This is a genomic window from Rhizobium sp. CFBP 8762, assembly GCF_014841565.1.
In the GTDB taxonomy this organism is placed as follows: Bacteria; Pseudomonadota; Alphaproteobacteria; order Rhizobiales; family Rhizobiaceae; genus CFBP-8762.
This window is the reverse complement of record NZ_JACYUD010000005.1, coordinates 127,529-150,954: the sequence shown is the minus strand read 5'-3', so window position 1 is coordinate 150,954 and position 23,426 is coordinate 127,529. Positions and strand designations below refer to the sequence as shown.

The 23,426-nt window shown below is 56.7% G+C and carries 24 protein-coding genes; 10 read left to right on the top strand and 14 right to left on the bottom strand.

Translation table 11 applies throughout. From position 1 onward, the window contains the following. Positions 1-66 precede the first annotated feature (66 nt). The gene (locus IFT84_RS13030; protein ID WP_192120034.1) at positions 67-489 is read left to right on the top strand and encodes a BA14K family protein; all 423 of its coding nucleotides are present in this window, start codon (positions 67-69) and stop codon (positions 487-489) included. On the opposite strand, the gene IFT84_RS13025 is transcribed toward IFT84_RS13030, so the two are convergent. Together IFT84_RS13025 and IFT84_RS13020 are read right to left on the bottom strand one after the other, a co-directional pair. After that, positions 478-843 carry a YqaA family protein gene (locus IFT84_RS13025; RefSeq protein WP_192120401.1) on the bottom strand — a complete coding sequence of 122 codons (366 nt, stop codon included), beginning with the start codon at positions 841-843 and terminating at the stop codon, positions 478-480. The two genes, IFT84_RS13030 and IFT84_RS13025, sit on opposite strands and share 12 nt — an antisense overlap. Positions 844-893: 50 nt before the next feature. Then, positions 894-1,199, bottom strand: coding sequence for a SelT/SelW/SelH family protein (locus IFT84_RS13020; RefSeq protein WP_192120032.1), 306 nt, complete (start codon positions 1,197-1,199; stop codon positions 894-896). A 263-nt stretch (positions 1,200-1,462) separates the two neighbouring features. Here IFT84_RS13020 and IFT84_RS13015 point away from each other — a divergent pair, with 263 nt between their 5' ends. After that, the gene (locus IFT84_RS13015; RefSeq protein WP_192120030.1) at positions 1,463-1,918 is read left to right on the top strand and encodes a DoxX family protein; all 456 of its coding nucleotides are present in this window, start codon (positions 1,463-1,465) and stop codon (positions 1,916-1,918) included. Between the two features lie 31 nt (positions 1,919-1,949). On the opposite strand, the gene rnk is transcribed toward IFT84_RS13015, so the two are convergent. Together rnk and lepA are read right to left on the bottom strand one after the other, a co-directional pair. Then, on the bottom strand, positions 1,950-2,351 hold the full coding sequence (gene rnk / locus IFT84_RS13010; RefSeq protein WP_192120028.1) for a nucleoside diphosphate kinase regulator: 402 nt from the start codon (positions 2,349-2,351) through the stop codon (positions 1,950-1,952). A 321-nt stretch (positions 2,352-2,672) separates the two neighbouring features. Then, positions 2,673-4,496: a translation elongation factor 4 gene (gene lepA / locus IFT84_RS13005; protein ID WP_192120026.1), complete on the bottom strand. Its 1,824-nt coding sequence runs from the start codon at positions 4,494-4,496 to the stop codon at positions 2,673-2,675. Between the two features lie 116 nt (positions 4,497-4,612). Between lepA and IFT84_RS13000 the strand changes: the two genes are divergently transcribed. The 3 genes from IFT84_RS13000 (at position 4,613) to mbfA (ending at position 6,864) form a co-directional block, all read left to right on the top strand. After that, positions 4,613-5,179, top strand: coding sequence for a helix-turn-helix domain-containing protein (locus IFT84_RS13000; RefSeq protein WP_192120025.1), 567 nt, complete (start codon positions 4,613-4,615; stop codon positions 5,177-5,179). 115 nt (positions 5,180-5,294) lie between these two features. Beyond that, positions 5,295-5,825 (top strand): GNAT family N-acetyltransferase, encoded by a 531-nt coding sequence (locus IFT84_RS12995; protein ID WP_192120022.1) that lies wholly within the window; start codon positions 5,295-5,297, stop codon positions 5,823-5,825. Positions 5,826-5,880: 55 nt separating this feature from the next. After that, positions 5,881-6,864 carry an iron exporter MbfA gene (gene mbfA, locus IFT84_RS12990; RefSeq protein ID WP_192120020.1) on the top strand — a complete coding sequence of 328 codons (984 nt, stop codon included), beginning with the start codon at positions 5,881-5,883 and terminating at the stop codon, positions 6,862-6,864. Here mbfA and IFT84_RS12985 read toward each other — a convergent pair. Continuing rightward, positions 6,861-7,844 (bottom strand): Gfo/Idh/MocA family protein, encoded by a 984-nt coding sequence (locus tag IFT84_RS12985; RefSeq protein WP_192120018.1) that lies wholly within the window; start codon positions 7,842-7,844, stop codon positions 6,861-6,863. The two genes, mbfA and IFT84_RS12985, sit on opposite strands and share 4 nt — an antisense overlap. Before the next feature lie 138 nt (positions 7,845-7,982). Here IFT84_RS12985 and IFT84_RS12980 point away from each other — a divergent pair, with 138 nt between their 5' ends. Together IFT84_RS12980 and IFT84_RS12975 are read left to right on the top strand one after the other, a co-directional pair. Beyond that, on the top strand, positions 7,983-8,936 hold the full coding sequence (locus IFT84_RS12980; protein WP_192120016.1) for an aldo/keto reductase: 954 nt from the start codon (positions 7,983-7,985) through the stop codon (positions 8,934-8,936). Positions 8,937-9,077: 141 nt separating this feature from the next. Continuing rightward, entirely contained in the window at positions 9,078-10,136 is a 1,059-nt protein-coding gene (locus IFT84_RS12975; RefSeq protein ID WP_192120010.1) for an alpha/beta hydrolase family protein, read from the top strand. A gap of 55 nt (positions 10,137-10,191) precedes the next feature. Here IFT84_RS12975 and pheT read toward each other — a convergent pair whose 3' ends face one another. From pheT to IFT84_RS12950, 5 genes are all read right to left on the bottom strand, one after another. Beyond that, positions 10,192-12,618, bottom strand: a complete 2,427-nt coding sequence (pheT, locus tag IFT84_RS12970; RefSeq protein ID WP_192120008.1) for a phenylalanine--tRNA ligase subunit beta — start codon at positions 12,616-12,618, stop codon at positions 10,192-10,194. A 12-nt stretch (positions 12,619-12,630) separates the two neighbouring features. Continuing rightward, positions 12,631-13,713, bottom strand: a complete 1,083-nt coding sequence (gene pheS / locus IFT84_RS12965) for a phenylalanine--tRNA ligase subunit alpha (protein ID WP_192120006.1) — start codon at positions 13,711-13,713, stop codon at positions 12,631-12,633. Between the two features lie 246 nt (positions 13,714-13,959). Beyond that, positions 13,960-14,364: a 50S ribosomal protein L20 gene (gene rplT / locus IFT84_RS12960; RefSeq protein ID WP_192120004.1), complete on the bottom strand. Its 405-nt coding sequence runs from the start codon at positions 14,362-14,364 to the stop codon at positions 13,960-13,962. Between the two features lie 39 nt (positions 14,365-14,403). Further along, the gene (gene rpmI / locus IFT84_RS12955; RefSeq protein WP_192120002.1) at positions 14,404-14,607 is read right to left on the bottom strand and encodes a 50S ribosomal protein L35; all 204 of its coding nucleotides are present in this window, start codon (positions 14,605-14,607) and stop codon (positions 14,404-14,406) included. A 300-nt stretch (positions 14,608-14,907) separates the two neighbouring features. Next, the gene (locus IFT84_RS12950; protein ID WP_192120000.1) at positions 14,908-15,261 is read right to left on the bottom strand and encodes a hypothetical protein; all 354 of its coding nucleotides are present in this window, start codon (positions 15,259-15,261) and stop codon (positions 14,908-14,910) included. Between the two features lie 106 nt (positions 15,262-15,367). On the opposite strand from IFT84_RS12950, the gene IFT84_RS12945 reads away from it, so the two are divergent. The 3 genes from IFT84_RS12945 to IFT84_RS12935 all read left to right on the top strand — a co-directional run bounded on the left by IFT84_RS12945 (position 15,368) and on the right by IFT84_RS12935 (position 17,828). After that, complete coding sequence (locus IFT84_RS12945) at positions 15,368-15,991, top strand: ribonuclease D (protein ID WP_192119998.1); 624 nt, start codon at positions 15,368-15,370, stop codon at positions 15,989-15,991. 305 nt (positions 15,992-16,296) lie between these two features. After that, a complete protein-coding gene (locus IFT84_RS12940) occupies positions 16,297-17,160 on the top strand; it encodes a hypothetical protein (protein ID WP_192119996.1) in 864 nt (287 codons plus the stop codon). Between the two features lie 101 nt (positions 17,161-17,261). Further along, positions 17,262-17,828, top strand: coding sequence for a DUF2268 domain-containing putative Zn-dependent protease (locus IFT84_RS12935; RefSeq protein ID WP_192119994.1), 567 nt, complete (start codon positions 17,262-17,264; stop codon positions 17,826-17,828). Here IFT84_RS12935 and IFT84_RS12930 read toward each other — a convergent pair. From IFT84_RS12930 to aroA, 4 genes are all read right to left on the bottom strand, one after another. Further along, entirely contained in the window at positions 17,818-19,206 is a 1,389-nt protein-coding gene (locus IFT84_RS12930) for a nicotinate phosphoribosyltransferase (protein WP_192119992.1), read from the bottom strand. The two genes, IFT84_RS12935 and IFT84_RS12930, sit on opposite strands and share 11 nt — an antisense overlap. A gap of 181 nt (positions 19,207-19,387) precedes the next feature. Further along, the gene (rpsA, locus tag IFT84_RS12925) at positions 19,388-21,091 is read right to left on the bottom strand and encodes a 30S ribosomal protein S1 (protein WP_192119990.1); all 1,704 of its coding nucleotides are present in this window, start codon (positions 21,089-21,091) and stop codon (positions 19,388-19,390) included. 117 nt (positions 21,092-21,208) lie between these two features. Next, positions 21,209-21,841 carry a (d)CMP kinase gene (gene cmk / locus IFT84_RS12920; protein WP_192119988.1) on the bottom strand — a complete coding sequence of 211 codons (633 nt, stop codon included), beginning with the start codon at positions 21,839-21,841 and terminating at the stop codon, positions 21,209-21,211. Further along, the gene (aroA, locus tag IFT84_RS12915) at positions 21,841-23,199 is read right to left on the bottom strand and encodes a 3-phosphoshikimate 1-carboxyvinyltransferase (protein ID WP_192119985.1); all 1,359 of its coding nucleotides are present in this window, start codon (positions 23,197-23,199) and stop codon (positions 21,841-21,843) included. Before aroA ends, cmk begins: the two co-directional genes overlap by 1 nt. Positions 23,200-23,426: the final 227 nt, after the last annotated feature.

Below are 23,426 nucleotides of genomic sequence, written 5' to 3'. Positions count from 1 at the left end.
GCTGTACAACCGCATTCATGTTAAAACCCCATAATTGCGACTGCATCTTAAAACAAGGAAACGTCGATGCGCTTTATTTGCTATCTGGTTGTCAGCATCACTCTTGCTGCCAGCAGCGTCGTGCAGGCAGCGCCCTTGTCTCTAGAGCGCCCAGCGACAACAGAACTGACCGATGCTCAACAGGCCCGCATCATCTGCGGCCCCAGTGGGTGCCAGAACGACAATCCACCCGTGTATGATCTGAACAGGAACCGGAGCGGCTACAGTCCCTACCGGCCCAGCTACACTGGACGACAACCCTATCAGCCCGGCTATTCCGGAACACGCCCCTATAGTGATATCCACCGCTCGCCGCTGCGCGCTGGCCGAGCCCATCAGAACTGGTGCCAGAGCCGCTATCGTTCCTACAATGCGGGCACCAATCGCTTTTCCAACAACGATGGTTATTCCGTGGTCTGCCGCTCACCCTTTGATCAATCAGGATATTAGCCACAGCAGAACCGCGTACCGCGCAGCCTTGCCAATTGCAACCAGAACAAGAAACAGGGCAAACGGCATGCGCAGAATACCTGCCGCGACCGTCAACGGATCTCCGATGATCGGAAGCCAGGACAAAAGCAGCACCGGATAGCCAAACCGGGCGAACACCCGCTCAGCCTTCTGGCGAGAGCGGCTGGAAACCGGAAACCATCGGCGACCTTCAAAACGCAGTGCCCATGCGCCCAGCGCGTAGTTAACCACAGCGCCCAGCACATTGCCCGTGGTAGCCGCCGCAAACAGTGCCAGCTTGTCGCTCGTACCGTATCGCGCGGCCGCAATGAGCGCCGCCTCGGATACGCCCATCAACAGCGTGGCAGACAGAAACGCGGCGGCGAACACACCCCACAGGGTGCTCAAACGTCAATACCCTCATCCGGCCCCGATGTGCGGTCATTGTGACCGAGATCACGATCCGGCGCGATGACATCGCGTACGCGGCGTTTCAATTCTTTTGCTTCGGGAAATCCACCATCGCGCTTGCGCTCCCAGATCATCACATCATCGACATGAACAGCGAAATTACCGCCTGTCCCTGGCAGAAGCGCCACCTCGCCCAGATCCTGCCCAAAGGTGGAGAGCAACTCCTGCGCCATCCACCCGGCGCGTAAAAGCCAGTTGCACTGGGTGCAGTAGAGAATTGTAATCCGTGGTTTGCGCATAGCTGCTCCAGTTGACGGCTTCATAACAATTTTACAGCATGTCGTTATTACAAAACCGCTGAACACTTTTGCTAGAGCACTTCCAGTTAACGCGTGTTCACCAGAATTGCTCTAGCTCCTTGTTTTGTCGCATTGTCCGGCCGTGAAAACGACTCCGTTTTCACTGGAAATGCTCTAGACATGCTTTAACACCACCTTATCATGATTTTCTGGCATGCTATGACCGGAGCACACGTTCCGTCGTTCAAAATCAGGAGAGCCGTATGAAAGAACCGATCCATTTTTCCCGCCCCCCGCTGATCATTCCGGGCCTCGGCAAGATTTACGCGCCATTGGATACATTTGCAGAAACGTTGTTGCGTGTATTGGCCGGTCTGCTGTTGTTTACGCTTCACGGCTACGGCAAGATTTCCAACCCCATGGGCGCGGTGGGCATGGTGGAAGGGCTGGGCTTTTATCCTGGCGTGTTCTGGTCGCCGCTCCTGGCGGCAACGGAATTCTTTGGTGGCATTCTGGTGGCTATCGGCCTGTTTACGAGACCTGCAGCTTTCGCCTCCATGATCGTGTTGCTGGTAACGGTTTACTTCCACTGGATTTTCAAGGCGGAAGGCATTGCCGGGGCGGAAAAATCCATCCTTTGGGCCGCAATCTTCTTCTTCTTCGCCATTCGCGGCTCCAACCGCCACTCGGTGGATGCGCTGCTGGGTCGGCAGATTTAGTCATGAAGAGGGCCGCAATCGCGGCCCTTTCCTATTGCGGTAAAGAGACACTCTGAATGGTCATGGAGTGTTTCTTGCCGTTGCGATCTGTCCAGTCGATCGAGTGCCCAACGGCCATGCCGATCAATGCCACGCCGATCGGCGTCATGACGGATACCTTGTTCAGCTCAATATTGGCCTCACCGGGATACACCAGCGTCACCTGCTTGGCCTCCCCGCTATCGGCAGCGTATGACACCGTGGAGCCAATCTGCACCGTATTGTCCGGCACCTTTCCCGCTTTCACGACTTTGGCGCGCTCTAATTCGCCCAGCAGCGTTTCCGCCAGTTCCGGCATCGTATCCAGCGCGGCATCGGCCAGCGCCAGCAGGCGTTGATGGTCGGCTTCGTTGACAACGAGCGGAGCCAGTTTCTTGCGGGATTTTTCCGCCATGATATTGCCCTGTGGTAAAGCCCGAGCACGGCGCTCAAGCACATATTTGAAATTCAGGATGATGCGCTTCGACAAAAAGCCGGAAGATAAGGCATGGTTCGTGTTGTCGCTCCCCGTACCCGGAAAGCGCAAAAACCGGGCAAGGGGTCACTGTCCTGCGATTGGGCAGATCCGAAAACTGGCGTTGAAGCCTATGTGAACCCGTGTTTTCATATTTCAGAGCATTCCGAACTTCGGGGCAACTGTCAAGTGAAACCGAAAAAAGCAAAGCCGCCGATCACGGTTGAACGGCGGCCCCAATAAAAAAAGATGTCGACGAATCTAGTCGTCACTCATCTTCAGGGCCGCGATAAACGCTTCCTGCGGAATTTCCACCTTGCCGAACTGGCGCATGCGCTTTTTACCGGCCTTCTGCTTGTCCAGAAGCTTGCGCTTACGCGTGGCGTCGCCGCCGTAACACTTGGCTGTCACGTCCTTGCGCAGCGCAGAGATGGTTTCGCGTGCAATCACATTGCCGCCAATGGCCGCCTGAATTGGAATTTTGAACATGTGCTTGGGAATCAGCTCTTTCAGCTTCTCGCACATTTCACGGCCACGCTTTTCCGCCGCCGTACGGTGCACCATCATGGACAGCGCGTCCACCGGTTCGCCGTTGACCAGAATCGACATCTTGACGAGGTTGCCCTCACGATGATCGGTGATCGTATAGTCAAACGACGCATAGCCTTTGGAAATCGACTTCAAGCGGTCGTAGAAATCGAACACCACTTCGTTCAGCGGCAAATCATAGGTCAGCATCGCGCGGGTGCCGACATAGGTCAGTTCCACCTGCAGACCACGGCGATCCTGACAGAGTTTCAGGATCGAGCCGAGGTAATCATCCGGCGTCAAAATCGTTGCGCGTATCCACGGCTCGCGGATCTCGGCGATCTTGACTACATCCGGCATATCCGCAGGATTGTGCAGTTCGCGCTCGGACCCATCGGTCATCGTCAGTTCGTAGACCACAGACGGCGCGGTTGCAATCAGGTCAAGATCGAACTCTCGCTCCAGCCGCTCCTGAATAATTTCCAGATGCAGCAGACCGAGGAAGCCACAGCGGAAGCCGAAGCCGAGCGCAGCCGACGATTCCATTTCAAACGAGAAGGAAGCATCGTTCAGGCGCAGCTTGCCCATGGCAGCGCGCAAATCTTCAAAATCGGCGGCATCAACCGGAAACAGGCCACAGAACACCACCGGCTGCGCCGGTTTAAAGCCCGGCAGCATTTCCGCCGTCGGTCGCTTGTCTTCCGTGATCGTGTCACCAACGCGGGTATCAGCCACTTCCTTGATGGAGGCGGTGATAAAGCCGATTTCACCTGGTCCGAGTGCATCGACGGTCAGCATTTTGGGCGTGATAACGCCGACACGCTCAACCTGATACTTCGCATCCGTGCCCATCATCCGCACGGTCATCCCGCGCTTCAAAGTGCCATCGAGAATGCGCACCAGAACCATGACGCCGAGATAGGTATCGTACCAGCTATCCACCAGCAGCGCTTTCAAAGGTGCTGTGTCCTCACCGCCCTTGGGGGCGGGAAGTTTGGTGACAATCGCTTCCAGCACATCGGGAATGCCAAGGCCTGTCTTGGCCGAAATGAGCACCGCATCGGAGGCGTCAATGCCGATAACTTCCTCGATCTGCTCCTTGATCCGTTCCGGCTCTGCGGCGGGCAGATCGATCTTGTTGAGCACCGTTACGATCTCGTGGTTATTGTCGATGGCCTGATAAACGTTGGCCAGCGTCTGCGCTTCCACGCCCTGTGATGCATCCACCACCAGCAGCGAGCCCTCGCAGGCCGAGAGCGAACGTGACACCTCATAGGCAAAGTCGACATGGCCGGGGGTATCGATGAGGTTCAGCACATAGCGCTCACCATCATTCGCCTGATAATGCAGCCGAACGGTCTGCGCCTTGATGGTAATACCGCGCTCGCGCTCGATATCCATATTGTCCAGCACCTGTTCCGACATTTCACGATCAGCCAAGCCACCGCACGCCTGAATCAGACGGTCGGCCAGCGTAGACTTGCCGTGGTCGATATGCGCCACGATCGAAAAGTTACGGATATGCGATAGCGGCGTTTTTGAAGGTGTTGTGCTCATGTGCGCGCATATAGCAGGGCCGCACGGTTGCGCAAAGCTTAAAAACAACGGAGCGACAGCGCGATAAACGCTTCGTACCGCTTAACTCTACTATGATGGAAATTTATAGTCTGATAATGGAAAACACCGTTGATAGCACCATTGCCGAACGCTTGAAGCTGCTGCGTAGGCAAGCCGGTTACTCATTGGATACGCTGGCGATCCGCTCGGGTGTCAGCCGCGCGATGATCTCCCGGATCGAACGCGCCGAGGCAAGCCCAACGGCGGCTTTGCTCGCCCGCCTCGCCAATGCCTTGGGCGAGAGCCTGTCCAGCTTTTTTGCGGCCACCGCCCACGAACCGAGCCCGATGGCGCGGCACGCCGATCAGCCATTGTGGCGTGATCCCGATAGCGGATATCTGCGCCGGTCCGTCTCGCCTCCGGGCCTCGGTTCGCCGGTGGATATCGTCGAGGTCGAGTTTCCGCCCAAAGGCCGGGTCGTGCTGCCGCCGCAACCGCATCTGCACAGCATGACACAGCATATCTGGCTGCTGTCCGGCGTGTTGGTCATGACAGCCGGCGAAGACATCTGGCAGATGGCGGCGGGCGACTGCCTGTTTATGCCAATCGGTGTGGAGACTGTCTTTGCCAACCCCTCGCCAGACCCGGCGCTGTACGCCGTTATCATTCATCGTAGCGCTTAGAGCGCTATTCGATCTGATTGAATCACATCGGCGCTCTAAGTCATTTATTCGTAAGCATACTCTTTTCGATCCTCGCTTCGCTCCGGTCGGATTATGCTCTAAAGGATACAATAACATGCCAGACATTCGTCTTTTGGGCGCCGGTGAGGCCAGCGCGCACATGGAAGCCCTCTGCGACGTTCTTAAGGATTGTGTCGAGGATGGCGCATCAGTCGGCTTCATGTCGCCATTCAGCCCTTTGCAGGCGCAAACGTTCTGGGACAGTACGATCCAATCCATCAGCGACGGTAGCATGTTGCTGTACGCGGCGTTTGAAGATGCGCGACTTGTCGGCACCGTGATCGTCGCCTTCGCGCAGGCACCCAACCAGCCGCACCGAGCCGATATTCGCAAGCTACTGGTACACCGCAACTTTCGGGGCCGTGGACTATCGCGCCACCTGATGGCAGCGGCCGAAGCCGGAGCGTGCGACCATGCGCGCCACGTGCTGGTGCTGGATACAGCCACCGGCAGTGCAGCCGAAGCGATTTATCCGCGTCTTGGCTGGCAGCGGGTCGGGGTCGTCCCCGAATATGCCTTGTTTCCCGATGGCAGCTTTTGCGGGACGACAATTTTTTACAAGCATATCCCTACAAACAGGGGTTGAAGCCAAAATTGCGGTGCCCTATCTTTAGAATTATTCTAAAGAAGGTTTCTATCCGATGTTGCCCAGAATTTTCCGCGGCCCGAAGCGGTCATTCCAGTCCTTGAGCGAGCAGGAGATTCTCGCGCTCGCCATATCGTCCGAAGAGGACGATGGTCGTATCTATCTGGCCTATGCCGATGCGCTGCGCGAACATTATCCGCACTCCGCGATGGTCTTTGAGGATATGGCGGAGGAGGAAAGCCACCACCGCCAGGCGTTGATCGACATGCATGTGGCGCGCTTCGGCTCCCGTATCCCCCTCATCCGCCGTGAGCACGTGCGTGAATTTCCCGAGCGCAAGCCAGACTGGTTGATCGGCCAGCTTTCGGTCGAAAAGGCGCGCGAACAGGCCGAAGCGATGGAAGAATCCGCCTATCGTTTTTATCAGGAGGCGCAGACGCGCGCGACCGACGCCGCCACACGCAAGCTGCTGGGTGATCTTGCTATTGCCGAAAAAGGTCACGAGTCCCTCGCCCATCGCTTGGGCGAAAAGCACCTGCCGGATGATGTGAAGGAAGACGAGAACGAAACCTCCAAACGCCAGTTTTTGCTGACCTATGTTCAGCCGGGATTGGCAGGCCTGATGGATGGCTCCGTCTCCACACTCGCACCCATCTTCGCCGCCGCTTTTGCGACGCAGGATACCTGGCAGACCTTCCTCATCGGCCTGTCCGCGTCCGTCGGGGCCGGTATTTCCATGGGCTTTACCGAAGCGGCCCATGATGATGGCAAGCTGTCGGGTCGTGGCTCACCCATCAAGCGCGGATTAGCATCCGGCATTATGACAGCGCTTGGCGGCCTTGGCCATGCGCTGCCCTATCTCATTCCGCATTTCTGGACGGCAACCGCACTCGCCATCGCCGTGGTGTTCGTGGAACTCTGGGCCATCGCCTTCATTCAGAAGAAATACATGGATACGCCGTTCCTGCGGGCCGCTTTTCAGGTGGTGCTCGGCGGCAGCATGGTGCTGGCGGCGGGTATTCTGATCGGCAACGCCTAAACTTCTACCCAGCCATCGGCTTCACCGGCGCGGTAAATCGCGTCGATGAACGCCTGATTGCTGCGTGACTGCTCCAACGAATATACTGTTCCCTCACCCGCCACCGCTTTTGAAAACGCTTCGATCTGCCGCTTGTACTGGCGGCTGTCGGGAAAGCGGAACACGGTGGATTGCCCATGGCTCTGGTTGCTGAGTTCCACCTCCTCGGCGCCATAGCGATTGGCATTGAAGGGCGATTTCACTTCGATCACGCCCTCATCGCCATGAAACACCATGACCTGACGCTGCGCCAACTGCGTGGAGATGTAAAAACTCAATTCGAACGCACCGAAATCCGCACGCACGCTGGCGTAGCTGTCCGTGCCGAACTCCGGGTCGCGATCAACCGTCGCTTGCACCCGCAGAGGTTCGGCCCCGGTGGCAAAGCGCGTTGTGACCGTGGGGTAAACGCCGATATCCGGCAGGCCACCACCGCCCAGTGAGACCTGATTACGCATATTGCCCGGGTCGCGGTTGAAGTAGCTGAATGCCCCCTGCACATGGCGCAACCGGCCGATGGCCCCTGCCGCCAGCAGGTCTCGCACCTTCATCCAGACAGGGCTGTAGGTCACCATAAAGGCCTCGCTCACCACCACGCCGTTGCGGTCTCTGGCGGCAATCAGGCTTTCAAACGCGCTTGCCTCAAGCGCAATCGGCTTTTCGCACAACACATGCTTGCCAGCATCCGCCGCTTTGATAGACCATTCCACATGGTGCGATGTGGGAAGCGGAATGTAGACCGCATCAATGGTATCCGACGCCAGCATCTCTTCATAGGAGCCAAACGCGTGTGGCGCGCCAAAACGCTCTGCCAACTCTTGCGCACTGGTGGTTGAGCGGCTGGACACCGCTGTGAGCACAGAGCCTTCTGCATCCTGAATGGCAGGCAGCACATTGTCCCGCCCGATTTTTGCTGTCGATAAAACGCCCCAGCGCAGCATGCTCATCTCCCTTTTGTTCGCATGAGCCTATGTCGTCTCACTGTGAGAAAGCAAGGCGGTAAAAACACCGTGAACCGGTTTCCATTGCTTGCCGAGCGACTATGTTGCTCCTATCGGGTGAAACAGGAAGACATGATTATGGAAAAGCGTGCGCTTGGACGAACCGGACTTGAGATCGCCCCGCTGGTATTTGGCGGCAACGTGTTTGGCTGGACAGCGGATGAAAAAACCTCGTTCGAACTGCTCGACGGCTTCACGGATGCTGGCTTTAACGCCATCGATACCGCCGATGTGTATTCATCCTGGGCGCCGGGCAATAGCGGGGGTGAATCCGAAACGATCATCGGCAAATGGCTGAAGAGCAAGCCCTCCATGCGCGACAAGGTGGTGATCATCACCAAGGTCGGCTCCGATATGGGCGACGGCAAAAAGGGTCTTTCCCCTAGATGGATTGCGACGGCGGTGGACGACTCCCTTCGGCGCTTGCAGACTGACCAAATAGACCTCTACCTGTCGCACTGGCCTGACCCTGAAACGCCCTATGAAGAGACGCTGGGTGCCTATGATACTCTTTTGAAGCAGGGCAAAATTCGCGCTATCGGCGCATCCAATCTGGACGAGGATCAGCTCGCTGCCTCAATCGAGACGGCCAAGAAAGCTGGCGTTCCGCGTTACGGCGTTTTGCAGCCGGAATACAATCTTCACGATCGCAAAAGCTTTGATGGTCCGCTGGCAGCGCTCTGCCGACAGGAAGAAATGGGTGTGATCACCTATTTCAGTCTGGCCTCCGGCTTTCTGTCCGGCAAGTACCGCACCCAAAAGGATCTGGAAGGGTCCAATCGTGGTGATGCCGTCAAAAAGTACATGAATGAACGCGGCACAAAAATTCTCGATGCCCTCGACACGGTGGCAAATGAAACCGGCGCCAAACCCGCAGAGATTGCTTTAGCATGGATCATGGCCCGCAACGGGGTGACAGCACCCATCGCCAGCGCGACAAGTCTGGCGCAACTGGAGAGCCTCACAAAATCCGCCTCGCTGAAACTGAGTGACGAGGCGATGGCTTTGCTGACTAAGGCCAGTGATTATTAAGGACACCACAGAGTTAACACGCTCAGACGTGTGATCAAGAACGACCTTTATCACGATTAAGGTCGCGATTGGACATCCTCCTCACATGTTAACGCAGTCCATTCACCTCATGAGCGGACTGCTTTAACACAGGAGATGAATATGTATCGCAAACTGAGAGTGAGCGCCCTTTACGCCATCACCATTTTATTTGGAATGATGCAAATAACTGCGAATGCCGGTGAAACGGTTGGTGTCCGCCAAATTCAAGCTTTATCCAAAGAACGAGGTACGCCACTCGACATCACGATATGGTATCCCGCGAAGTCAGGAGGGGTATCGGTTACGCTTGGAGATACTGCATTTTTTTCAGGTACATCGTCCGTTCAAGATGCCCGGTTCTCTGACAGGAAACACCCTTTGGTATTACTTTCCCATGGCGCTGGTCTAGCAGGAAACGCTCATTCATTGAGTTGGATCGCGGCGCCCTTGGCAAAGAAAGGGTTTATCGTGGCGGCGCCCACACATCAGGGAAACACAGGGCTTAAGAAATCAGCCTCTGAAACAATGAAGCTGTGGCTAAGGCCCCGTGATATCACCGAGACACTGAACAGTCTGCAGACAGACAGACTTTTTGACAGCGTCATCAGCTACAATCAAATCGGTATACTCGGTCTATCAATGGGAGGTAACACCGCATTGGCCGTTGCTGGTGCTCGTTTGGAGTCAGAACGCTTGGCTCATTATTGCGATACAGACGCCTTAAACCAGTCGCTATGTGGATGGGTTCGCCAGAGCGGTGTCGACCTCCAAACAATGGACCTTCGAGCTGCCGACCGCAATAACGTGGATAAACGCATTCGTTTTGCCATGGCAATAGATCCTGCACCTGCCGATCTCTTCAACTTGAAGAGTTTAACCCAAATTTCGATACCGGTCACGCTCGTCAATCTTGGCAGACAAGAAACAATCCCGATCACCGCTCAGGCGTCCGATATCGCGAAGGCAATTCCGAACGCAAGATATATAACGATTGAAGACGCAAGCCATTACAGCATGTTTGGTGAATGTAAACCTGGCACGTTTCATCATTCAGAAGCGCAAGTTGGCGAGCCTATTTGTACCGATGGCGGCACACGCTCACGCAACGAGATTCATCGGCAATTGATTGATCTGATCGGCAACGCGTTCGCCAGGGGTCTAAGCGTATCGGTTGACTGAAAATGGCACCGGTATGAAGTTGGGCAGGGGCAAAAACTACCCCTACCCTTATGCTTCATGCGCGAAGCGTACCACCCGTCGATTTCGTTACATTGGCGATAATCTTCGCCGTCAGCGCTTCGAAATCTTCGTCCGTCAAGGTGCGCTCCACAGGCTGAATGACAACCTCGATGGCAATCGACTTCCTGCCCTCACTGAGCGAGGCACCTTCAAAGACATCAAAGACGCTGACGCCCGTTACTAGTTTCCGGTCTGCACTCGCTGCAGCCTTCAACACCGCACCAGCTTCCACGGTGGAGTCCACAATGAAAGCAAAGTCCCGCTTCACGGCCTGAAACGGTGACAGTTCCAATGCAGGCTTGGTTTTCGTGGCCTTTTTCTTCGGCTCGGACATGGCATCCAGATAGATTTCAAATCCGGCCAGCGCACCAGATACATCCAGCGCTTCCAGCGTGCGGGGGTGAAACTCGCCAAAAGACCCAAGTACGATTTTCGGGCCCATTTTGATGGTGCCGGAACGACCGGGATGATACCAGCTTGGCCCACCCTGCTCGAACTGAACATTGCTCATCGGCACGCCGCAGGCTTCCAGAACGGCGATGGCGTCAGCCTTCGCATCGTACACATCCACTGGCTTGCCACCGCCCTTGGCCGCATTGGACCAGAGGCGACCGGCACCGGCCAGTGTCGCCGTTCCACGGCGCACGCCGCCCGCAACCCGGCGCTGGCCTTCCGGCCTGTCATTGTCATAGGTGCCCGACACTTCAAAAATTGCGACATCGCCAATGCCCCTGTCAGCATTGCGTTGCACTGCCAGCAACAGGCCCGGCAGCAGCGAGGGCCGCATATCCGACATGTCAGCCGCAATCGGATTTGCGAGAGACAGGCTTTCTGCGCCGCCGCCGAAGAGTTCGGCATGCGGCTTGGCAATAAAGGACCATGTTACCGCTTCCATCATGCCACGCGCCGCCAAGGCACGCTTTGCCTGACGGGTGCGTATCTGGATGGTTGTCAGAATCCGGCTATTGACCGAAGCCTGCCGTTCCAAGGGTTGCGGTGCAACCTTATCAACACCATGAATGCGCAGCACTTCTTCCACCAGATCGGCCTTGCCATCCACATCCGGACGCCAGGATGGCACGGACACCTGAAGCTCAGGCGCTGAACCCTCGACTGCAAAGCCCAGCCTGTTCAGGATTTCGATGCTGTCGCTATCCGAGACGTCAATACCGGTCAGGCGTTTAACTTCCGAGAGGGGAAAGGCAATGCGCTTGGCCTCGGGCTTTTGGTAGCCGACCACATTCACAGCCGCAGCAACGCCACCGCACAGATCCAGCACAAGCTGTGTTGCCCGCTCCAGACCGGACACCATCGTTTCCGGGTCGACACCGCGCTCAAACCGGTAGCGTGCATCGGTGATGATGCCAAGGGCTCGGCCTGTCTTCGCGATATTCAACGGATCCCAGAGAGCCGATTCGATCAGCACGTCCGTCGTGTTCTCATCGCACCCCGATGCTTCCCCGCCCATGACACCAGCAATCGACTCGACGCCATTGTCATCCGAGATGACGACATTGGCCGGGGACAGCGTGTAGGTCCGTCCATCCAACGCCAGAACGGTTTCGCCGCCCTCGGCGCGCCGCACTGTGAGGTTGCCGCTGACCTTGGCCGCATCGAACACGTGGAGCGGACGGCCCTGATCGAACGTCATGTAATTGGTGATATCCACCAGCGCATTGATGGGACGCAAACCAATCGACAAGAGCCGTTTCTGCAACCATTCTGGGCTTGGACCGTTCTTGACGCCGCGAACCAGACGCAATGCGAAACCGGGGCAGAGCTCCGGCGCATCGCCGAGTTCAAGCTGGACCTTGACCGGCGTTTCGCCGTCCACCTTGATCGCTGGTTCGTCCAAACGCTTCAACGTGCCGAGGCCCGACGCCGCGAGATCACGCGCAATACCATAGACGCTGGTGCAATCCGGGCGATTGGGCGTCAGGTTGATTTCGATCAGCGGATCGTCCAGCCCGGCATAGGCGGCAAAGCTCGTCCCCACCTCTGCCGTTTCCGGCAACTCAATAATGCCTTCATGGTTGTCTGACATTTGCAGCTCACGCTCGGAGCACATCATGCCGTGGCTTTCCACGCCGCGGATCTTGCCGACGGACAGCGTCACATCAATCCCCGGCACATAGGTTCCGGGCGCTGCAAACGCGCCAATCAGCCCCGCCCGCGCGTTGGGCGCGCCACAGACCACCTGCACAGGCTTGCCCACGCCGGTATCAACGGAAAGCACTTTCAGCTTGTCAGCATCCGGGTGCTTCTCCGCCGTCAGAATTTTTGCGATTACGAACGGCTTGAATGAAGCACGGTCGTCAACGTCTTCAACTTCCAGACCGATGCTCGTCAGGCGCTCGCAGATTTCATTCAGGCTGGCATCGGTATCCAGATGCTCTTTCAACCAGGAGAGTGTGAATTTCATGGGCGTCTCTCCTTAAAGGCTCAAGCCGGAAAACAAGGTCGGCATATCCAGCGGACGGAAGCCGTAATGGCTCATCCACCGCACATCCGCGTTGAAGAAATCCCGTAGGTCCGGCATTCCGTATTTCAGCATGGCAATGCGATCCAGACCCATGCCCCAGGCAAAGCCCTGATAAACATCCGGGTCCAGTCCGCCAGCGCGCAGCACATTCGGGTGCACCATGCCACAGCCCAGAATTTCCATCCAATCGCGGCCTTCGCCAAACTTGACGATGGGACCAGACCGGTCGCACTGGATATCCACCTCGAAGGATGGCTCGGTGAACGGGAAGAAAGAGGGCCGGAACCGCATCGTGACGGATGATACCTCGAAGAATGCCTTGCAGAATTCTTCCAGCACCCAGCGCAGATTGGCAACATTCGCCGTCTTGTCCACCACCAGACCCTCGACCTGATGAAACATCGGCGAATGCGTCGCATCCGAATCCTGTCGGTAGGTTTTACCCGGAATCACGATGCGGATCGGCGGCTCCTGATTTTCCATCGTGCGCACCTGCACCGGCGAGGTATGGGTACGCAGCACCTTGCGCTCGCCATTCTCATCGGGCTTGAAAAAGAATGTATCGTGCATTTCACGCGCCGGGTGACCATCCGGAAAATTCAGCGCCGTGAAGTTGTAGTAATCCGTTTCTATATCCGGACCTTCGGCAATGGCGAAACCCATATCGCCGAAGATGGCGGTGATTTCGTCTACGATCTGGCTGATCGGGTGGATACGACCCCGCTCCGTGGGTGATGAGCGCACCGGCAGACTGACGTCGAGCGTCTCGCGCTTCAGGCGTTCGGCAATCGCCGCCTCTTTCAGCGCTGCCTTGCGCGCGCTGATGGCATCGGTCACACGGGTTTTCAGCGCGTTGATCGCGGCACCGCGGGTCTGGCGCTCCTCCGGCGACATGCCGCCCAGCGTTTTCAATAGCTCGGAAACCGAACCCTTTTTTCCCAACGCAGCAACACGCACCGCCTCGATTGCGGCCTCATCGGCCGTCGCATCGATTTCGGCCAGCAGGGTGCTTTCCAGTGTCTCAAGTTCGCTCATAGTATCCTGCCCTGATGGCTTCCAAAGCATGTCAAGTTTCAACAGAAACGCTCTGGTTTGTGTTTGACGCAGTGCCGCACGGAAAACCGCTTCGCACTTTTCCTCGAACTGCTCTGGCTTTTGTTTGACGCAGTGTCGGGCGGAAAACCGCTTCGCACTTTTCCTCGAACTGCTTTGAAACGAAAAACCCGCGCAGGCTGTGCCAGCGCGGGTCCCAATTCAATCTTACTCGTGGGAAACGCTGGCTTAACGAACAGCGCTTTCAAACTCGTTTGCAGTGCCGGTGTCCTTGAGGTAGTCCAGCGCCTTCTTGGAAGCATCGACCAGTGCGCCGAATGCTGCAGGCTCATGGATTGCCATGTCGGACAGAACCTTGCGGTCCACAACAATGCCAGCCTTCGTCAGGCCATCAATGAAGCGGCCATAGGTCAGGCCAGATTCGCGCACCGCAGCGTTGATACGTTGAATCCACAGAGCGCGGAAGTTACGCTTGTTGTTCTTGCGGTCGCGATAAGCGTACTGTTTCGAACGATCCACCGCAGCCTTTGCAGCGCGAATGGTGTTCTTGCGACGACCGTAAAAGCCCTTAGCGGCCTTCAAAACTTTTTTATGCTTGGCGTGGGCAGCTACGCCTCTTTTTACACGTGCCATGTCATGATCTCCTTAAAACAATCCAAAATGCGAAGCGGCTTACAGGCCGTTAGGCAGGTAATTCTTGATAACCTTGCGACCATCTGGCTCAGCCAGAACCATGGTGCCGCGGGCATCGCGAATGAACTTGTTGGAACGCTTGATCATGCCGTGGCGCTTGCCAGCAGCAGCAGCCAATACCTTGCCGGTACCGGTGATTTTGAACCGCTTTTTAGCGGACGACTTCGTCTTCATCTTGGGCATTTTGCTCTCCATTGTTTTTATTGAAGTCATCTGACGAGGATGACTTCCAGCGTAAAGAACAGCCACGGCATGCCCTGCCGGACCGTTCGGACGCGCGCTATGTACCACATATGCGCCAAAGCGCAACGGGATTCACGGCCGTTGGGTGGTGATTAGCGCATAATCCGACCGGAGTGGAACGAGGATCGAACAGCGTACCAGAGCATTTCCAGTGAAAGTGGAATCACTTTCACGCATGGACAATGCGACAAAACAAGAGATTAGAGCACTTCCAGCGAACACGTGTTCGCCGGAAGTGCTCTAATACCCCAGGCCGCGCAATTGCCGCTCGTTTGATGGACGCGGGTGCGTACTTTCAAACGTTATGCCGTTTTCATCCGTACAACTATAAACCACGGTTGCCGTACCATAGCGGTCATAGCGCCAGCTTCGGCCAAAGGGGCGCTCGGCCAACCGCTGCGAGCACTCCAGTTTCGCCTCGGGCTTGTCCTTCGGCTCTCCACTGATCTGCGGCTTGACGCCCGGGAGATCGCGGTAGCCCTCTTTTTGAACGGACCGCAAATCAAGAGGCGCGGGAGCTTTCTGCGCATACGCATGGGCGACGCCAAGGCTCACAAGCAGGGCCGCCAGACCGAAACGGAAAAGATGGTGCATGTCGCCCCCTGTTGTATGACGCCTGATCCTGTGCAAATCAGTACCGCATGGGGTCTTGATATTGTATAGGGCGCGCAAGCAAGACACGATTATTTGAGGACGTTTCATGGCAACGACAATCCGGCTTCACGAAGGCGACATTTCCACCGCAGATGCTGCGCGTTACACCGGTGCCATTGCGATTGACACGGAAACGCTCGGCCTCGTCCCCCGTCGTGACCGCTTGTGTCTTGTGCAGCTGTCACCGGGCGATGGGTCAGCCGATATCATACGCACTGCGCGCGGACAGACAACGGCCCCCAATCTTGCGGCACTTTTGGACAACGATCAGGAAAAAATCTTCCATTTCGGCCGTTTCGATATTGCCGTGCTGTTTCACACCTTCGGTGTGACCACCACACCGGTGTTTTGCACCAAGATCGCATCCCGCCTGACCCGAACCTACACCGACCGCCATGGTCTGAAGGAAAACCTGAAGGAAATGCTGGAAGTCGACATTTCCAAGCAGCAGCAGTCATCCGACTGGGCAGCCGAGACGCTGACTCAGGCACAACTTGAATACGCTGCGTCCGATGTACTGCACCTGCATGCGCTGCGGACCAAGCTGATGGCGCGCCTTGTGCGCGATGATCGGCTGGCACTGGCTCAGGCCTGTTTTGAATTTCTGCCCACGCGCTGCAAGCTGGACCTTCTCGGCTGGGACGATACGGACATTTTTGCGCATAGCTGACCTTCGTTAACCCTTGCACAAGGATGTTCTTATACAATTTCTGGGTGAGATCGATTTCACTACCCTGGAGATGGATGATGCTGCCTTCTGTTGCGGGAAATGCCAGAGTCGTGACGGCGTTGATGCAATCAGCGTTGAGTGACGTAGAGAAACAGCGTGAGGCTGAAGAAGCAAGGCTCGCTCAAAAGCGGGGCCTCGCTGCTCCGGTGATCCAGCCGGATGCGAACGCTGCGAAGGCAAAATCGAAAATCATATCCGGCTTGTTCGGTCCGGATCGTATCGACGCAGACCCCTTGGTGAAGCTTGTGGCCCATGCCGCCAGGGTTATGGGTATTGAGCTGAAGGAAGGCGAGCCATCCTATGCGCTTGCCGCCAAAATGACCAACGCAGTTCAATTCATTGAGCTGGTTGATCGCCCGGCCATGATCTTGAGGAATTACAAACTCACACTTGAATCGATTGATCTTGATTTAAAAATGGTCATGGAAGCGCAGGCCAAAGGCGGAACCGACAACGGTCTTGCTGGCGTCATCTCCCGTATTGCAGCAGACGGCGGTGTAACCCGCAACGCTCTTGAGTCTGATGGGGATTACCTGAAAAGACTGGAGGCGTTTCTGACCGAAAAACGCAAGGCCCTTCCCGATACGCTCCTGGAGCTTGAAAAAATGACAGGCCTGTGGGATCTCGGTGTCACCATCCACAACCTGATCGAAGCAACCAGAAATCCGTATGGTGAGGATGCAAAACGCATCCGATCGGCTCTCGATGACGCGCGGATCGAACCGCTCGCGGATACCATAACCAATGAAGACGGCACTGAAAGCCTCGAATTCCAGCCGGACCGCAAGGCGATTGAAAAGAAGCGTACCTTGGATGACGCTCCCCGGTTGTCGGATAATGAAGTCGACACCGAACGGGCAAAAGAGCTCAACAAAAGGGAAGCGCTGGGTAATCTGGAAACGATTGGAGATATCCTGGATATCGTATCTGATCGGATCGAACCAATGGGTGCCGGTTCAACGCCAATTGTTTCGGAGGCGCTGACTGTCTTGACCGCTACGGCCAAGTCGCTGCCGAATGATGCGAAGGGTTCTGCAACACCAGAAAGCGTTGTCGGTATTGACGAGAACGGCGTCTATGACCTTCGCAAGAATCGTGCGTCCGTATGAAACTTGTTCGGCATTACCTTGAGGCAGCCGGTGCGCTTGGCACGTGGCGGTCTGCCATAGATGCTGAATTTGATAAAACAGCAACGTATTTGGAACAGTGTTTGCCTGCGAACGCACAGGACAGCGTCGATGTCATCGTAGAAAATGTGCCTGGCGCGACCATCCCCGAATACGGCCTTACCGGCAGTTGCTTTCGCAGCAGTCTGATAACGTTGACCGTCGACAGCCTTAATCAGAACTTCCCGACAAGCCTGACGACTGGGGAACTATCGCGTATTCTCACACATGAAGTGCACCATGCGTTGCGTTTCAAGCTGTGCCCAAACGGTTACGGTTTCACCTTGTCGGAAGCATTGGTATCCGAGGGGCTTGCGGACTGTTTCGTCGATGAGGTTTGGGGAAAGCACCCCTCCCCCATAACGAATGCCCTCCCGCCAGCGCATTGGGATGAGACAGTGGCCTTGGCCGGCAAACATCTGTCTTCCGATTGCTACGATCATGCCGAATGGTTTTTTGGCATGGGCAGACTGCCGCGCTGGGCCGGTTATGCTCTTGGGTATCGGTTGGTTAAACAGTATCTTCGGCAGAACCCCGATGTAAGACCGACTGGGTTGGCCGGCGTCGACGCATCATTGGTTATCGATCAGAGTTGGCCGCCTACACTGTGAGAGCGGTTAAGCGAACCCGTTCAAAAGAACAGTCTTGCAGCAGTTCTCCATTCCGCCATACCGGAATCAAATGATTCTCGCGGCTCTCGATGTGATCAAGGCGCACCGCCTCCAGACCACCTAAACCAGCGACGACAGCTTGTCGGCCGGGCTTGGAGGCTTTGACATTCATGGTTGCCGGGCGTTTGTAGATGTCGTGCCAACGGCCGCTGGCATCCAGCCGCGCATTTGCCTTCATGGCGAAGGCGTAGGTGTCGCGGTTGACCTTCTGGAGAAGACCGGCACCGACGCCGAATGAAATGTTCTCGGCTGAAAAACCAAAAGCCTCCAACCGTGTCAGGATCAGGCCAATATCGTTGAACGAAACGCCATCGCCCTGCAATACCCTCACGCTGTCATCCAACACCTTGTAGCCCTTGGTGTTCAGATGTGTCCCGAAATGATAGGCCAGTTGCTTGATGACATGCACCGGTGTTTCTACCGGATCACCGCTGTCAGGCCGTACGATAAGGCGACCACCGGCGGCACGGACCTTTTCGCGCAATTGCTTGCCCCAGATGTCCGAAACCGCGTTGTCGATATCGTAATTGTCCGAGACAACAGCGTAAGTCCCCTGTCCGCTGAACTGCTCAACCATATTGCCAAACGCATCCGCCTCGTGATCTGCACCCCAGGCCGTCATGGTCGAATGCTCGGATGCCGGATAGGACCGGCCCGCCATCTCCGCGCCATAGAAGGTTCTGGCGTAAAGCACCCCGGTTACGGTGTCTGTTCGGTCAAAATGCAGGAGATGGGCAGCGCCACCAATCCCCGCCATCTCCATGGACCCAACGCCGCGCGCGCCAAAATCGTGAACGCTGCTTGCGATCAATGCATGAGGATCATCCGCTGTTTTTTCCAGCATGGGCAGAATGATGTTGCGCAGCCGCCGCGCATTGCTGGCAACCGATGACGGATACCAGACCGCCCGCAACAAGGCTGTTTCGATATGCGAGGTCAGCCAGAACGATTCGGGGTCGGTGTTTCGCACTTGCACCACAGGCACGCCCCGCCGCACCAATGTTCCCTCGGCCAAAGCTTCGATTTCCAGCGGCAGGAAACCGCCGAACTTTTCCACGATCCGCACCCAGCCGGCGCGGTTGAACGGCAGCCCATGCGCCAGCACGAACGCTTCCGCCTCATCCACATCGGCCATGGAGACCGGCTTTGAGAGCACCGATTTCAGAAACATCTGCAACCCGAAGAAAATGACATCGGGCCGTTCGGAATGGCCACGCGCCTCGATATAGGAGGAGATGCCATGTGTGTCCGGTGGATACTGTAGGAAATGGCTGAATTTGTAGCTGTCGGTGTTTAGAATCAGGTTCGACAGATTCATGAGGTACGCTCTCCCACAGTATCGGCACAAAATCGGTATCGATTTTGGTCAGTCCGATACGTACAATCACAGAGTGTTATTGCCACCTCTTAACTGCCCATCCTTACGCGAAGCGGGTGGGCAAAGAAAAGCCCGCGCGGATCGCTCCGCGCGGGCTCAAAACTATCCAAAGCAGGACAGATTAGTCGTTGTTGCGGTTTTTCAGAGCCGCGCCAAGGATGTCGCCGAGCGATGCGCCGGAATCCGACGAACCGAACTGAGCAACGGCTTCCTTCTCTTCGGCGATTTCCAGCGCCTTGATCGAAAGCATAACCTTGCGGTCCTTCTTGGAGAAGTTGGTGACGCGGGCGTCAACAACCTGGCCAACCGAGAAACGCTCTGGGCGCTGCTCGTCACGGTCACGCGACAGGTCTGCACGGCGGATGAACGATGTGATGTCTTCGTGGTTCACGAGCTTCACTTCGATGCCACCGTCGTTGATGGCGAGAATTTCAGCCGAAACAACAGCGTTCTTGCGCAGTTCGCCGGATGTAGCAGCTTCGCCGACCGAATCCTTGCCAAGCTGCTTGATGCCGAGCGAGATGCGTTCCTTTTCGACGTCTACATCGAGAACGACGGCCTTGACCATGTCGCCCTTGTTGTATTCCTCGATGACCTGCTCTCCTGGACGGTTCCAGTCGAGATCGGACAGGTGAACCATGCCGTCAACGTCGCCTTCGAGGCCAATGAACAGGCCGAATTCGGTCTTGTTCTTGACTTCGCCTTCAACTTCCGTGCCAGCCGGGTGGCCGTGTGCGAAAGCTTCCCATGGGTTTTCAAGCGTCTGCTTGAGGCCCAGCGAAATGCGGCGCTTGGATGGATCGACTTCGAGAACGACGACGTCAACGTCCTGTGTTGTGGACAGGATCTTGCCGGGGTGGACGTTCTTCTTGGTCCAGGACATTTCGGAGATGTGGATGAGGCCTTCAATGCCTGGCTCCAGCTCAACGAATGCACCGTAGTCTGTGATGTTGGTAACGGTACCGGAAATCTTCTTGCCGACCGGGTACTTCGCACCGATGCCATCCCAAGGATCGCTTTCGAGCTGCTTCATGCCGAGCGAAATGCGGTGTGTTTCCTGGTTGATCCGGATGATCTGAACCTTGACCGACTGGCCGATGTTCAGGATTTCGGATGGATGGTTCACACGACGCCATGCCATGTCGGTAACGTGCAGCAGACCGTCAATACCGCCGAGGTCAACGAACGCACCGTAATCGGTGATGTTCTTGACGACGCCGTCAACAACCTGACCTTCTTCAAGGTTCTGAACGATTTCCGAACGCTGTTCAGCACGCGACTCTTCCAGAACCGTGCGGCGAGAAACAACTATGTTGCCACGGCGCTTGTCCATCTTGAGAATTTCGAAGGGCTGCGGGTTGTGCATCAGCGGTGTCACGTCGCGGATCGGGCGGATATCTACCTGAGAGCGCGGCAAGAAGGCAACTGCGCCATCCAGATCGACGGTGAAGCCACCCTTGACCTGATTGAAGATAACGCCTTCAACGCGTTCGCCAGCTTCGAACTTGACTTCGAGGCGAACCCAGCTTTCCTCGCGGCGAGCCTTCTCGCGCGACAGAACAGCTTCGCCCAACGCGTTTTCGATGCGCTCGACGTAAACTTCGACTTCGTCGCCGACCTTCAGCGTGCCGTCCTTGGATTTTGCACCGAATTCCTTCAGCGCAATGCGACCTTCAACCTTGAGGCCGACGTCAACGATAGCAACGTCTTTTTCAATGGCGGTCACGATACCCTTGGTAACGTAGCCTTCAGCAAGATCCTGCGTAGCAAAGGATTCTTGAAGGAGGGCTGCGAAATCCTCCCGGGATGGGTTGGTGTCAGACATACAAACTCCTGAGTGTGCCGGTAAGGGCACGGGCGCCGGTGGTTGGTGTTGAACAAGCTCAAAACGCATCCGCTCTTCTCTCAAGAGCAAATCCGGCGCGGGGATGGCATTTTGAACTCAAGTCCGCAAAGCGGAGTCTATGACAGTTTTGGCTGCCGAAAACGCCGCCTCTATACGCATTTTCGACGTGTCTAGCAAGTGCGCATCGCGCGCAGGTCGCAAAGGGCTATCAGCCCGCCCCATATCCCGTTCATCGCGCTGGATAATATCGCTGAGAACGGACTGGAAATCTTGCGCGCCGCCGCGCTCAACGATCTCGTCCAGACGCCTTTGCGCGCGAATCTCCGGGTCTGCGGTCACATAGAATTTGACCTGAGCCTGCGGGCAAACCACCGTGCCGATATCGCGCCCGTCCAGCACCGTTCCCGGCTCCATGGCAGAGAACGCCCGTTGCGCTTCCACCAGTGCACGCCGCACGGCGGGCATGACGGCCACGCGTGAGGCCGCTTCGCCGATATCATGGCGCGATAGCTCGGCTCGATCCAGACCGGCAAGATCAAGCGTCAGCGCCACCCTTTCGGCAACGGCCTCATCATCCAGCGGCAACCCGGCATCCATCAGCGCCTTGGCGGTGGCGCGATAGGTGAGCCCCGTATCCAGATGGTGAAAGCCGTAATGCTGCGCGATCAGCCGCGCCAGCGTGCCCTTGCCCGCTGCCGCTGGTCCGTCCAGTGCAACGACGAACGCCATCAGGCCGGTCCGTTCCCGTCGATCTGAGCACCAAGCCCGGCCATCAAATCCATGAATTCCGGGAAGGAGGTGGCGATCATGGTCGCATCATCGACCGTTACCGGATGCTCCGATGCCAGCCCCATGACGAGGAAGCTCATGGCAATGCGATGATCAAGGAAGGTTGTCACGGCTGCGCCCGCTGGGTTGCCGAGCTCCTTGCCGCCGGGACGACCCCGCACCAGCAGGGATGATTCGCCTTCGTCGCAATCCACGCCATTCAGCTTCAGTCCGCTTGCCACCGCCGCCAGGCGGTCAGACTCCTTCACACGCAGTTCTTCAAGACCGTTCATGATGGTTACACCATCGGCAAAGGCCGCAGCCACCGCCAGCACCGGATACTCATCGATCATCGACGGAGCACGATCTTCCGGCACCGTCACACCTTTCAACTCGGACGAGCGCACACGCAGGTCCGCCACATCTTCGCCACCGGCCAGACGGGTATTCAGCACGTCGATATGCGCACCCATTTCCTGCAATGTCAGGATCAGGCCGGTGCGTGTCGGGTTCATCAACACGTTCAAAATCGTGACATCCGACCCCGGCACCAGGAGCGCCGCCACCAGTGGAAACGCGGTGGAGGATGGATCGCCGGGCACATCGATCGTCTGCCCCGTCAGTGTTCCCCGCCCTTCCAGACGAATGGTCCGCACACCGTCCGCGTCGGTCTCGACCGTCAGGTTGGCACCAAAGCCTTGCAGCATCTTTTCCGTATGATCGCGGGTCATGACCGGCTCGATCACTGTGGTGATGCCGGGTGTGTTCAGGCCCGCCAGCAGAACGGCGGATTTGACCTGCGCGGACGCCATTGGCACGCGGTAGGTAATGGGGTTCGCCGTTTTAGGGCCGCGCAAAGTCACCGGCAGGCGGTCACCCTCGGCAGCCTTGACCTGCACCCCCATCTCGCGCAGCGGGTTCAGCACGCGCCCCATCGGGCGGCTCGTCAGCGAGGCATCGCCGATGAAGGTGGAGTCGAAATCATAAACGCCGACAAGGCCCATGGTCAGGCGGCAACCGGTTCCGGCATTGCCGAAATCCAAAGGGGCCTCCGGTGCCAGCAATGCGCCATTGCCCACGCCGTCAATGATCCAGGTGTCGCCGTCCTTGCGCACCCGCGCACCCATGGCCTGCATAGCGCGGCCTGTGTTGATGACGTCTTCACCTTCCAGAAGGCCGGTGATGCGCGTCTGTCCGCTTGCCAGCCCGCCGAACATGAAGGAGCGATGCGAAATGGATTTGTCGCCGGGGATGCGAACAGTCCCGTTCAGGTTTTCGGATTTGCGGGCGGTAGCGGGTCTTTTTACGCCATGTGACACGGGGAACAGCATCCTCTATATAAAGCCAGTCAAGCTACAAATTGCGGCGTGCCTAACATAAAGTGTGCGGGCGGTCATCCACTGTCGCTGAAAAACCACGATTCGTTCATCATAAAGTTAGCCTTTGACAGACGTCATCAACACGATTATGGGGTCGCCCACATCATTTTGACGTTTAACCGCCGTTTTGCGGCTAAAGCTGGAATAGTCCGGCGATTCAAGAGGCT

Excerpts from the sequence above, each read along its gene's own strand:
- IFT84_RS13030 (WP_192120034.1), top strand. The coding sequence starts at position 67 with ATGCGCTTTATTTGCTATCTGGTTGTCAGCATCACTCTTGCTGCCAGC.
- IFT84_RS13025 (WP_192120401.1), bottom strand. The coding sequence starts at position 843 with ATGGGCGTATCCGAGGCGGCGCTCATTGCGGCCGCGCGATACGGTACG.
- IFT84_RS13020 (WP_192120032.1), bottom strand. The coding sequence starts at position 1,199 with ATGCGCAAACCACGGATTACAATTCTCTACTGCACCCAGTGCAACTGG.
- IFT84_RS13015 (WP_192120030.1), top strand. The coding sequence starts at position 1,463 with ATGAAAGAACCGATCCATTTTTCCCGCCCCCCGCTGATCATTCCGGGC.
- rnk (WP_192120028.1), bottom strand. The coding sequence starts at position 2,351 with ATGGCGGAAAAATCCCGCAAGAAACTGGCTCCGCTCGTTGTCAACGAA.
- lepA (WP_192120026.1), bottom strand. The coding sequence starts at position 4,496 with ATGAGCACAACACCTTCAAAAACGCCGCTATCGCATATCCGTAACTTT.
- IFT84_RS13000 (WP_192120025.1), top strand. The coding sequence starts at position 4,613 with ATGGAAAACACCGTTGATAGCACCATTGCCGAACGCTTGAAGCTGCTG.
- IFT84_RS12995 (WP_192120022.1), top strand. The coding sequence starts at position 5,295 with ATGCCAGACATTCGTCTTTTGGGCGCCGGTGAGGCCAGCGCGCACATG.
- mbfA (WP_192120020.1), top strand. The coding sequence starts at position 5,881 with ATGTTGCCCAGAATTTTCCGCGGCCCGAAGCGGTCATTCCAGTCCTTG.
- IFT84_RS12985 (WP_192120018.1), bottom strand. The coding sequence starts at position 7,844 with ATGCTGCGCTGGGGCGTTTTATCGACAGCAAAAATCGGGCGGGACAAT.
- IFT84_RS12980 (WP_192120016.1), top strand. The coding sequence starts at position 7,983 with ATGGAAAAGCGTGCGCTTGGACGAACCGGACTTGAGATCGCCCCGCTG.
- IFT84_RS12975 (WP_192120010.1), top strand. The coding sequence starts at position 9,078 with ATGTATCGCAAACTGAGAGTGAGCGCCCTTTACGCCATCACCATTTTA.
- pheT (WP_192120008.1), bottom strand. The coding sequence starts at position 12,618 with ATGAAATTCACACTCTCCTGGTTGAAAGAGCATCTGGATACCGATGCC.
- pheS (WP_192120006.1), bottom strand. The coding sequence starts at position 13,713 with ATGAGCGAACTTGAGACACTGGAAAGCACCCTGCTGGCCGAAATCGAT.
- rplT (WP_192120004.1), bottom strand. The coding sequence starts at position 14,364 with ATGGCACGTGTAAAAAGAGGCGTAGCTGCCCACGCCAAGCATAAAAAA.
- rpmI (WP_192120002.1), bottom strand. The coding sequence starts at position 14,607 with ATGCCCAAGATGAAGACGAAGTCGTCCGCTAAAAAGCGGTTCAAAATC.
- IFT84_RS12950 (WP_192120000.1), bottom strand. The coding sequence starts at position 15,261 with ATGCACCATCTTTTCCGTTTCGGTCTGGCGGCCCTGCTTGTGAGCCTT.
- IFT84_RS12945 (WP_192119998.1), top strand. The coding sequence starts at position 15,368 with ATGGCAACGACAATCCGGCTTCACGAAGGCGACATTTCCACCGCAGAT.
- IFT84_RS12930 (WP_192119992.1), bottom strand. The coding sequence starts at position 19,206 with ATGAATCTGTCGAACCTGATTCTAAACACCGACAGCTACAAATTCAGC.
- rpsA (WP_192119990.1), bottom strand. The coding sequence starts at position 21,091 with ATGTCTGACACCAACCCATCCCGGGAGGATTTCGCAGCCCTCCTTCAA.
- cmk (WP_192119988.1), bottom strand. The coding sequence starts at position 21,841 with ATGGCGTTCGTCGTTGCACTGGACGGACCAGCGGCAGCGGGCAAGGGC.